Origin of the sequence: Methyloceanibacter marginalis, from assembly GCF_001723295.1 — a bacterium.
Lineage (GTDB): Bacteria > Pseudomonadota > Alphaproteobacteria > Rhizobiales > Methyloligellaceae > Methyloceanibacter > Methyloceanibacter marginalis.
On record NZ_LPWD01000010.1, the window covers coordinates 1 to 9,809 of the forward strand.

13 protein-coding genes and 1 pseudogene are annotated in these 9,809 nt (G+C 62.6%); 8 read left to right on the forward strand and 6 right to left on the reverse strand.

The features are described 5' to 3' along the window. Positions 1 to 120: 120 nt before the first annotated feature. Positions 121 to 939 carry an energy transducer TonB gene (locus tag AUC71_RS00395; protein WP_069622669.1) on the forward strand — a complete coding sequence of 273 codons (819 nt, stop codon included), beginning with the start codon at positions 121 to 123 and terminating at the stop codon, positions 937 to 939. Between the two features lie 17 nt (positions 940 to 956). Here the strand turns inward: AUC71_RS00395 and AUC71_RS00400 are convergent, their stop codons facing one another. From AUC71_RS00400 to AUC71_RS00410, 3 genes are read right to left on the reverse strand one after another with little or no spacing between them, the layout of a single operon-like run. After that, positions 957 to 1,178 (reverse strand): hypothetical protein, encoded by a 222-nt coding sequence (locus tag AUC71_RS00400; protein ID WP_069622670.1) that lies wholly within the window; start codon positions 1,176 to 1,178, stop codon positions 957 to 959. Then, on the reverse strand, positions 1,154 to 1,786 hold the full coding sequence (locus AUC71_RS00405; RefSeq protein ID WP_069622671.1) for a hypothetical protein: 633 nt from the start codon (positions 1,784 to 1,786) through the stop codon (positions 1,154 to 1,156). The genes AUC71_RS00400 and AUC71_RS00405 overlap by 25 nt, the downstream gene beginning before the upstream one ends. Positions 1,787 to 1,840: 54 nt before the next feature. Then, positions 1,841 to 2,512, reverse strand: coding sequence for a hypothetical protein (locus AUC71_RS00410; protein WP_069622672.1), 672 nt, complete (start codon positions 2,510 to 2,512; stop codon positions 1,841 to 1,843). A 531-nt stretch (positions 2,513 to 3,043) separates the two neighbouring features. On the opposite strand from AUC71_RS00410, the gene AUC71_RS00415 reads away from it, so the two are divergent. From AUC71_RS00415 to AUC71_RS20540, 7 genes and pseudogenes are all read left to right on the forward strand, one after another. Then, positions 3,044 to 4,180, forward strand: a complete 1,137-nt coding sequence (locus tag AUC71_RS00415; RefSeq protein ID WP_069622673.1) for a histidine kinase dimerization/phospho-acceptor domain-containing protein — start codon at positions 3,044 to 3,046, stop codon at positions 4,178 to 4,180. Positions 4,181 to 4,185: 5 nt separating this feature from the next. Beyond that, the gene (locus tag AUC71_RS00420; RefSeq protein ID WP_069622674.1) at positions 4,186 to 4,638 is read left to right on the forward strand and encodes a sensor histidine kinase; all 453 of its coding nucleotides are present in this window, start codon (positions 4,186 to 4,188) and stop codon (positions 4,636 to 4,638) included. Beyond that, positions 4,635 to 4,775 carry a response regulator gene (locus AUC71_RS20535; protein WP_244500725.1) on the forward strand — a complete coding sequence of 47 codons (141 nt, stop codon included), beginning with the start codon at positions 4,635 to 4,637 and terminating at the stop codon, positions 4,773 to 4,775. Before AUC71_RS00420 ends, AUC71_RS20535 begins: the two co-directional genes overlap by 4 nt. Continuing rightward, entirely contained in the window at positions 4,772 to 5,314 is a 543-nt protein-coding gene (locus tag AUC71_RS00425) for a response regulator transcription factor (RefSeq protein WP_244500726.1), read from the forward strand. The genes AUC71_RS20535 and AUC71_RS00425 overlap by 4 nt, the downstream gene beginning before the upstream one ends. Before the next feature lie 254 nt (positions 5,315 to 5,568). Beyond that, complete coding sequence (locus tag AUC71_RS00430) at positions 5,569 to 6,558, forward strand: ABC transporter substrate-binding protein (RefSeq protein ID WP_244500727.1); 990 nt, start codon at positions 5,569 to 5,571, stop codon at positions 6,556 to 6,558. A 2-nt stretch (positions 6,559 to 6,560) separates the two neighbouring features. Continuing rightward, the gene (locus AUC71_RS00435; protein WP_083237941.1) at positions 6,561 to 7,352 is read left to right on the forward strand and encodes an ABC transporter permease; all 792 of its coding nucleotides are present in this window, start codon (positions 6,561 to 6,563) and stop codon (positions 7,350 to 7,352) included. Positions 7,353 to 7,455: 103 nt separating this feature from the next. Beyond that, positions 7,456 to 7,734: pseudogene (locus tag AUC71_RS20540) on the forward strand (ATP-binding cassette domain-containing protein); the annotation flags it as partial. On the opposite strand, the gene AUC71_RS20545 reads toward AUC71_RS20540, so the two are convergent. The 3 genes from AUC71_RS20545 to AUC71_RS00450 all read right to left on the reverse strand — a co-directional run bounded on the left by AUC71_RS20545 (position 7,723) and on the right by AUC71_RS00450 (position 9,680). After that, positions 7,723 to 8,019 carry a hypothetical protein gene (locus tag AUC71_RS20545; protein WP_069622675.1) on the reverse strand — a complete coding sequence of 99 codons (297 nt, stop codon included), beginning with the start codon at positions 8,017 to 8,019 and terminating at the stop codon, positions 7,723 to 7,725. The pseudogene AUC71_RS20540 and the gene AUC71_RS20545 overlap by 12 nt on opposite strands. 63 nt (positions 8,020 to 8,082) lie before the next feature. After that, positions 8,083 to 8,901 carry an ABC transporter permease gene (locus tag AUC71_RS00445; protein WP_069622676.1) on the reverse strand — a complete coding sequence of 273 codons (819 nt, stop codon included), beginning with the start codon at positions 8,899 to 8,901 and terminating at the stop codon, positions 8,083 to 8,085. Then, positions 8,898 to 9,680 carry an ABC transporter ATP-binding protein gene (locus tag AUC71_RS00450; RefSeq protein ID WP_069622677.1) on the reverse strand — a complete coding sequence of 261 codons (783 nt, stop codon included), beginning with the start codon at positions 9,678 to 9,680 and terminating at the stop codon, positions 8,898 to 8,900. Before AUC71_RS00450 ends, AUC71_RS00445 begins: the two co-directional genes overlap by 4 nt. Positions 9,681 to 9,809: the final 129 nt, after the last annotated feature.

Below are 9,809 nucleotides of genomic sequence, written 5' to 3' on the forward strand. Positions count from 1 at the left end.
GTGATGGAGATTCTCGGCCGCGTCGGACAAAGCGGTTATGCGCGAGTCTCCCTGCTGTCCCAGCCGAAGGCCAATGGGGGAGCGGCGGGCAACAGCCCCTAGGCATCTGAGCGAGATATCATGGCGCTCCGTCTCATCACATGGCTGGTCTCGCTGGGCATCCACGGTGCCTTTGCGGCTGTCATGCTTTGGCCGTCTTCGAGCGGCGCCGCCCTCGAGCAGGGAACCGGCGACGACATCATGATGATCGAGCAAGGCATTGCCTTGCAAGGCGTCGCCAAGCTGGGTGAGGACGTCGTCTCGGTGGAAGCCGTGGAGGCCCCGCCCGTGCAGACGGCGGCCGCCCAACCACTCGAGCAGATCGAAGCGATCGAAGAGCAAAAGGAGCTTCCGGTCGAGGACGTGCCCGAAGTGAAGCCGGTCGAGGAGCAACAAGTGCTCACCTCCGAGACCGGCCCCGAGCAGGAGAACGTCATCGAGCCCGAGGAGGTGGAAGAGGTCAAACCCGAAGAGGTGACCGAACCCAAACGGGAAGAAGTGAAAGAGCCCGAGCCTGAGGTCAAAGAGCAGCCGCTCCCGCAGCAGGTCGCCACGGTTCAGCAAGAAACCGTCATAGCCATGCGCGAAAGCTCGGGCGAGGAGAAGAAGGGCGGTGACGCCACGGCGCACCGGGCCTACCTCGGCAAACTGAGAACCCATCTCGAGCGCAGCAAGGTAAACCCGCGCACGACCCTGATCGGCACCGCAGTCGTGCGGCTGACCGTCAAGTCGGACGGCGAACTCGTGGCCCACAGGATCGTCAAGAGTTCCGGCTCAAAGCAGCTGGACAACGCGGCCATGGCCTCAATCGAGAGGGCCTCGCCATTTCCTGCAATTCCCGACGAGGTCGGGGAAGAGACGATCGAGGTGTCGGTGCCGTTCAAGTTCTCCGTCCGCTAACCGAAGGACGTTGTCGGTTAGAAGAACTCGTAGCCGATAAAGACTTTCAGGGCTGCGTCGGAGGTTTGCTCCGTAAGACCGAACTGAGCGCCAAGGCTGAGGACAAGCTCGGCGCCCTCGCCCTTGCCGAATTCATCCACCTCCGCTTCGCCGAGCGTGTAATAGAACGCAGGCCCGATACTATGCTGCTGCTCGTCGAACGACCCGCTGTTCCTTAGCTCGTCGATCTCGCCGAACATTTCGAGTGCAAGGCGAGCCGCTCCGTGACGTCGTATTTGGCCTGCCAACCATACTCGAATCCCCAGCCTTCCTGCTCTGCCAGCTCCCCGAATTCGCGGAAGAACAAAGGGTTCAGCGTCAGCAAGAAGTCGCTCTTGGCCAGCTCGATGATGGGCCCCAGGCTGAAATCGGAGGCCTCCTCCCGCCTCGCCTCCAAGAGGGGTTTCTCAACGCCGCCTTGCACGGCCAATCCCAACCCGTCTCCGACTAATGTGATGAGTTCTATTTGGCTCTCAACCTCGAGGGCGCTGAGCCGGAAATCATCCGCTATGGGCTCATCGAAGGTGTGGGTCAGGGCCACGAGCCAGTGGCTAGTGATGCTCATCTGCAGTTCGACATCGTGACTCTGGCGCAGCGGGGCCTCTTCCTCGTCCGGCAGCACATCCAGATCCGCGGCGTCTCCCTTCGGTAAACCCGAATGCCAAGCGCCGCGATATTGAAGCTGGATCTCGCCGGGGTCGATGGTCGACTCTTGAATCTCGAACTCGGCGAGCGCCGGCGCCACCGGGAGCAGAAGCAGAGCGGTGCCGGCCATGACACGCTGGAGTACGCGGCGCGCGACGCGCATCTCAGTACTCCACCGCGAAGGTGATGCGCAGCGACGTCTCAGGCGAGACGTCCGTCAGACCGAACAAGCGCCGGCGCCCAAGCTCCATTCCTGTTCCGCCTCCGGCGCCGAGAACACATAGAGGCTTGGGCCGAACACGTGGGTCTGAGCCTCGAATGGACCGGCGTGGACCAGCTCTTCGATCTCGCCGAAACCTAGGACGGCGAGCGCCCATCGGTCGGTAACGCTGTAGCGGGCTTGCGCGGCGTACTCGAAGCCGAGCCACTCCTGATCCTGGGCGCTACCGACCTCATCGAACAGGCGCGGATTGAAGGTGAACAGCCACGGTCCCGGCGCGGCCTCGATGACGGGTCCGAACTCGAACTCGTCCGGGTCATCGCCGTCGACGAAAAGCGAGTTTGGGCCGTAGCCTGCCATCAGCGCCAAGCCGAACGTTCCGCCCCTCCGTGGCACGAGCACGAATTGCGTCTCGACACCGATTGAAGCAAGTTCGATCGACTCGCCGTCTGGCTGTTCGACATTCGGTGTGAGGCGGAGCATCCACCAGTCGGTGAGTCCGTACTGGAACTCCACCTCGTGACTTTGGCGCAGGAGATCGAGATCGTCCTCTTCGTTCGCGCGCGGCAAACCCCAATGGGAGGCGCCGCGATACTCGGCTTCGATCGCGCCCTTCTCCGCATCGACTTCGGGGATCTCGTATTCGGCCTGCGCTTTGATGGCCGTCATCAGCGCAGTGGCCGCAAAGAGCCAAGGAACCGTTCGCAGAAATTTCCTCACTTGCGCCCCCTGGTGCGAAAGCGAGGAAGTCCTACTGGAACCTGCCTGACATACCCCTGACAGTGAGGAAGAACTTCCCGAACGGTCTGCCGAACCCCGACGATCGCTGAGACCGCGTCCTGCGGCCTTGACCGCGCTCCGCAGACCGAACCCGTTCTTCGCCACGCCGAACGCAAGAGACGCCCCCAACCCCCTAGACGCCCAGCGGTTTGCCCGCTTTTTCGGCGTTCCCTTCCAGGGGAGAAATATCCAACGTCAATACTGTCATGTCTAGCAAGCTAGGCGGGAAAGAATTGCAAACTAAGCGGGAATTGCCGCGACGGTTTCACGAAGTGAGTGCCAGCCAAACACCCCCTGGAACCCGTCATTCCTCGAAAAAATGCAGTATAGGTAGCTTGCCGTCCGCTCGACGGCAGGGAGAACTGCCGTGGAGAAGGGTCCCAAGGCCCTCCCCGACAGCCAAGGAGATCTGAAGGCTTCATGCGGTATCGGACCAAGCTCCTGATCGCGGCCGGATTGCTGCTCGCCATGTCGCTTTCCGCGGCGGCGCTCGCCTATTGGGGCGTGGCCCAATCCCACCGCTATCTGACGCGCTCCCGCATCGCCCATGAGCAACTGGAGCGGCAGCTTCAGCTCTCCCGCCACAGCCAACAGCTCTTCAAAGCCTGGACGGACACCCTGCTGACGGGCATGACCGACCGGCCTCTCGGCGCCGCCTACCTGAACAAGGTCATCGAGTCGGACCTGGCCGCGCTCGAACATCTGTCCGAGAAAGAACTGGCCATGGTCGGCGGCACCGAGCACCGCGCGGAAACGGCCGAGCTCGACCGGCTCGCGGCCATCCGGCGCGAGTACCAGCACACGCTCGATCAGCTCGCCGAGGTCGAGCAGCTCAGGAGCCGCGGCCGTCCCGACATCGCCTGGCAAAACCTGATTGAGCTCCTCAGAGGCGGCATCGACCAGGAGCTCAATGAGCTGATCGAGGTTGCCGTCGCCGACGAGACCGCCGAAGTGCTGAGGATCGACGCGGATGCGGCCACCCTGCTCGGGCGGCTTGAGCGAATCAGCCAAATCCACGCCGCGCTCGCCATTCTCACCACCCTCGGCCTCCTGATTCTTCTGGTCCGCGGCTTGCGCGCGCCTTTGGCCGAGCTCTTACACGGCACGCGGAAGCTTGCCGAAGGCGACCTCTCCCATCGCATTTCCGTGTCGGGCCGCGACGAGTTCGCCGAGCTCGGCCGCAGCTTCAACGGCATGGCCGCCGATCTCCAAGCCCATCAGAAGGCGTTGCAGGACGCTCACGCCAATCTGGAATCCATCGTCGAGGAGCGCACCGAAGAGCTGCGCAAAGCAAACGAGTCGCTGCGCAAGATCGACGAGACCCGGCGCGGCTTCTTCGCCGATATCAGCCACGAGCTGCGCACTCCGCTTACCGTTATCCGCGGCGAAGGCGAGATCTCGTTGCGCGGCAAGAACAAGCGGGTCGCCGAATACAAACAGTCCATCGAGCGCATCGTCGAGCAGGCAAAGCATCTCTCCGTGCTGGTCAACGACCTCTTGTTTATTGCCCGCCAAGCGCCGGCGCCGCCAAGCTTAAACTTCAATCTCTGGATCTGACGGATTTGGTTGAGAAGGTCTGTGGCGACGCGAAGGTCATCGCTCACAGCAAGGCCGTCGGCATCACCCTCGCCAACGACTCCAGCCACGAGATGGTCCGTGGCGACCCCGCTCGCCTGCGGCAGCTCTTTCTTGTTCTCCTTGATAATGCCGTTCGCTACTCCAACTCCAAGGGTGTGATCGAGGTCGGGGTCGGACGGTCCAATGGCAAGGTGACGGTGCAGGTTTCGGATTCCGGCGTCGGGATCGCGGCGGGCGAGCTCGAGGGAATTTTCGAGCGCTTCCGCCGCGGCGGCAACGCCACAGAGATGAACGAGGAAGGGCTCGGTCTTGGCCTCCCTCTCGCCAAGGCCATCGTGGAGGCCCACAAGGGGAGGATTGAGATGGAGAGCAAAGAGGGCGAAGGAACGACCGTCGTGGTCACTTTGCCGGCGGATACCGAGGGGGGACAGGCGTGAACGTGCTTTTGGTCGAAGACGAACCGCGCGTCGCCGATTTCATCGACCGTGGCCTTCGCGCGGAGAACCATGGGGTGACCGTGGCCCCGACCGGCGGCGAGGGTGTCGAACTCGCCAAGACCGGCGAGTTGACGTGATCATTCTGGATCTCATGCTGCCCGATATGCACGGCTACGATGTTTGTCAGCGCCTACGCCAGGAGGGCCAACACACGCCGATCCTGATGCTGACGGCCATGGATGCGCTCGAGGACAAGATCAAAGGCATCAAGATCGGCGCCGACGACTATCTCACCAAGCCTTTCGATTTCGATGAGCTTTTGGTACGCATCGAGGCCTTGTTCCGCCGCTCGCACAACTTCGCGCAAAGCTCCAACGTTCTGAAAGTTTCGGATCTCGAGCTGGACCGCGAGTTGCTGGAGGTCAAGCGTGGCGGCGAGGCTATCAAGCTCACCGCGAAGGAGTTGGCCATCCTCGAGCTTCTGATGGGCGCACCGGGCCGCGTCTTCTCGCGCACCCGCATCCTCAACCAGGTCTGGGGCTATAGCGAGGATCCCCTGACCAACGTGGTCGACGTCTATATTGCCCGGCTTCGGCGCAAGATCGACACCAAGGGCCGCGACCCTCTGATCGAAACGGTGCGCGGCCACGGCTATAGGCTAAAGGCGGCGGGCTGATGCGGATCCGGGGCCATGGGCTTTTTCCAGGAACGCCGCCAGAGTCCTGGCAGGGTGGAATTGGAACCTTGCTAAGCGCGGTCCATCGGTTAGATTATGCCTCGCCACTCTCGCCGACTACGCGCCATAACGCTTCCGGGCCTTGCCAAAAGGGCCATGGCCGCGCCTGCCCGTCAGCGACAGGAGCTTCGGGTGCGCTACGCCTGGCTCGTCCCAAAGAACCTGGAACCAAGAATGAACGTGGAGGAGCCCCGTTGCGGTCACGTCTGGTAGCTTTTTTGATTTTCGCTCTGGCGAGCAGCACCGTTGCACATGCGGAGGATCTGAAAACCGTCAAGGTCGGTGTCCTGAAGTTCGGCACCGTAAGCTGGGTTCTCGATACCATCGAGGCCAACGGGCTCGACAAGGCGGAAGGCATTGAGCTCGACGTCACACCGCTGGCTAGCACCCAGGCGACGACCGTTGGCTTGCAAGGCGGTTCGATGGACGTCATCGCCACGGACTGGCTCTGGGTCTCGCGCGAGCGGACCAGCGGCGCCGACTTCACCTTCGCACCGTTCTCCACGGCGCTCGGCGCCATCATGGTTCCCCCGGATTCGCCCATCAAGACGCTGGCCGATCTGAAGGGCAAGACGCTTGGCGTCGCCGGCGGCCCGCTCGACAAGAGCTGGCTGCTGATCGTGGCTTATGCGCTGCGCACCGCGAATATCGATTTGCGGACCGACACAACCCAAGAATATGGCGCGCCGCCTCTCCTGGCCGAGAGGGCGAAGCAAGGCGACATCGATGCGGTGCTCAATTTCTGGCCCTATGCCGCGCGTCTCGAGGCTTTGGGCTTCACGCAATTGATCGGACTTGAGGAGGTGGTTCGCGAGCTCGGCGCCAAGGGCGAGGTTGCCATGGTCGGTTATGTCTTCAACGAAGCCTGGGCGAACAAGAACCCTAAAGCGATCGAAGGTTTTCTCAACGCCGCCGCCAAAGCCAACGAGCTGCTGGCGACATCCGACGCGGAGTGGGACCGGCTGAGGCCGCTCATGGGCACCAACGACCCGACCTTTAACGATGCCACGTTCGAGGCGCTGAGACGCCGCTACCGGGAGGGCATCCCCGAACGGCCCATCGCCGCGGAAGAAGCCGACGCGAAGGTCCTCTACCAATTCCTGCGCGAGCTCGGCGGAACCAAGCTGGTGGGCTCCGGCACGGAACTGGCGCCGGGGACCTTCTGGCACGAGACTAGCCAGTGAGTATGACCTTTGCCCGACCGGAGGCCCGCCGGGGCGCGTGGCTCACGCGCGGCCCGTGGTCCTCGATTCTGTCCGTGGCTGGCTTTCTGCTCATCTGGTTCGTGGGGGCCGAGATTGCTCAGAGCCGCCTGCTGCCGGGCCCTGCCGCGGTCCTGGACTACATCTACGAAGAGACGGTGCACGGCGATTTGCTGTTTCAACTCGGAATCACGCTGTGGCGCGTCATCGCCTCGTTCGTGGTTGCCATGGTCATCGGCAGCGCCATTGGCCTGATCATGGGACAGATGCCGGCGGTGAACCGGGTGCTCGATCCCTGGCTCATCGTGCTTCTTAATTTGCCGGCGCTCGTGATCATCATTCTCGCCTATGTGTGGTTTGGGCTGAACGAGGCGGCCGCCATCGGCGCCGTCGCCCTCAACAAGATTCCCAACGTGGTGGTGACCTTGCGCGAGGGCGCCCGGGCCCTCGACCCCGGTCTTGACGAGATGGCGCGCGCCTACCGCATGAGCCCGTGGAGCAAGTTCCGCAACGTTACCTTGCCGCAGCTTCAGCCTTATTTTGCCGCCGCGTCGCGCTCGGGACTCTCGCTCATTTGGAAGATCGTGCTTGTGGTCGAACTCCTCGGCCGGCCGAACGGCGTGGGCTTCGAACTTCACCTCAACTTCCAGCTCTTCAATGTGACCGCCATCCTTGGCTATACGCTGTCCTTCGTGGCGGTCATGCTCGCGATCGAATACCTATTGGTGCAGCCCCTTGAACGATATTCAACACGCTGGCGTAACAAGCCAGTTTAGCATTCGCATCGAGGAGAAGACCCATATCGGGGCTGACGGCACGAGGCTGACAGCCATCCGGGATCTTTCCCTCGACCTCAAGCCTGAGAGCATGACCGTTCTCATGGGGCCGTCGGGCTGCGGCAAGACCACCCTGCTCAGGATTGTCGCCCAGCTGGACGACCAGTTCTCCGGCGAGATCGAAATGCCGGCCGACGCGAGGCTTGGCTTCATGTTCCAGGAGCCGCGCCTTCTGCCCTGGCGCACGGTGCGTCAGAATATCGAGCTGGTCGCGGCGCCCGACTTCTCCGAAAAGAATCTCGAGCGGTTGGCCGACGCGGTGGGCATTGCGGACATGTTATCGCGCTACCCGCTAGAACTGTCTCTGGGCCTAGCCCGACGCGTGGCGCTGGCCCGGGCCTTCGCCACCGAGCCCGACCTGCTTCTGCTCGATGAACCGTTCGTGTCGCTCGACGAGAAGACCGCAGATCGCCTGAGGCGGCTTCTGCTCGATGTCTGGTCGGCTCGCCCGACCACGACGCTGCTGGTCACGCACAACGCCCGTGAGGCGATACTCCTCGCCGATCAGCTCGTGCTGCTGGCGCCCCGGCCAACTCATGTCGTGGCGGTCGAGACCATCGACGTTCCGCAAAGAGAGCGGGATCCCAAGATGATCGAAGCGCTTCACACCGATCTTCTGGAACGCTTCCCCGCGAACTTCTCGGGCCTAAGAGGCCTCTCTGAGGCGTCCTCAGCCGGCCGCGGCGGGCGCCGCCGCCTTGCGTTGCTGGATGCCCCGCGAGGGATCGTAAGCCCAGACCGACAGGGCCAGGAAGACCGCGGTGCAGCCGGCCACCACCGCCAACGCCTCCCAGTTCATCTTCATGTAGAAAGAGAACCGGATGAGCTCCACCGCCCAGGTGAAGGGGTTGTAGAAGCAGATGTAATAGAGCGTGAGGCTGCCCTCGCGCATCTTCCACAGCGGATAGAGCGCCGAGGAGGCGAAGAACATCGGGAAGATCACGAAGTTCATGATGCCTGCGAAATTCTCGAGCTGCTTGATGGTCGAGGAGAGCAGCATGCCAAGCGCGCCGAACATCATGCCCGTGAGGATGAGCGCCGGAAGGGCCACGAGATAGCCCCAGGGCGGCAGTTCGACGCCACAGAGCCAGGCGACCGCCAAAAATGCATAGACCTGGAACAGGGAAACCAGGACTCCGGCGAACAGCCGCGCCACGAGGAGGAACCATCGCGGCAGGGGCGTTGTCAGCAACACCCGCATCGACCCCATCTCGCGGTCGTAGACCATGGAGAGTGAGCTCTGCATGCCGTTGAACAGCTGGATCATGGCGAGCAGACCCGGCGTGATATAGACGTCGTACGTGATGTAGGTCTCGTATGGGGGGATGATCGAGATGCCGAGCGCCGCGCGGAACCCTGCCGCGAAAATGATGAGCCAGATCAGCGGACGTACCAGCGCCGCGAAGAATCGCTCTCGTTGTTGCAGGAAGCGCAAGAGTTCCCGCCAGACGATGCCGCGAAAGGCCCGGACATAATGGAGGAAGCTCATATGGCGACGTCCTCCTCGGCATCGCCGCCAATCAAGCGCCTGAAAGCCTCGCCCAAGTCCTTGGCGCCGGTGTCCGCCACCACCGCCTTCGCCTCGCCCCGCGCCACGATGCGCCCCTTGCTTAGGACGACGAGATCGTCGTCCGCCTCGATCTCATCGAACAGATGAGTCGCCCACAACACGCCGATATTGTCCGTGCGCGCCAACTCGTGGATATGCCGCACGATGGCCGCGCGCGTCGGGTCGTCGAGGCCGATGGTCGGTTCGTCCAGCAGAAGCAGCTTCGGACTATGCAGCAAGGCGCGAGCAATCTCTACACGGCGTCTATGGCCGCCATTAAGCGAACGCACTCTCTCCCCAATCCGCTCCTTCATGTCCAGCGCCGTGAGCGCACGGTCCATACGCTCATCCGCTTCTTTGCGCTTCAGACCCCTGAGCGACGCGAAATAGCGCAAGTTCTGCTTCACGGTCAGGTCGAGATCGAGAGTCGGCTGCTGGAACACCACGCCTAGCGGCCCCAGCGCCTTGAAGCCCCAATCGGCCGCGGAGCGGCCGTCGATCTCGATACGTCCCGTGGGCGCATCGAACAGGCGGGTAATGAGGGAAAAGAGCGTCGTCTTCCCGGCGCCGTTCGGGCCTAGAAGGGCCGTTACCTTGCCGGAGTAGACATCGAAGCTCACGTCGTCGAGGGCCTGCTTGGCACCATACCAATACGACACGTCCTTGACCGACAGGACCGGCGTGCGTGCACCCCCGTCCTTGGCAGTTTCCTTTTGCATGGCGGCTTACGGCCTTTGAGGCTTTGTCGGCCCCACTCTTGGACTTCGTTTCCTCAAGGGAGAGATAGCCTCGGAACGGCTGTTTCACAAGCCTTCCTCCACCCACTGGTTTGGGATGGGGCGAGAGAC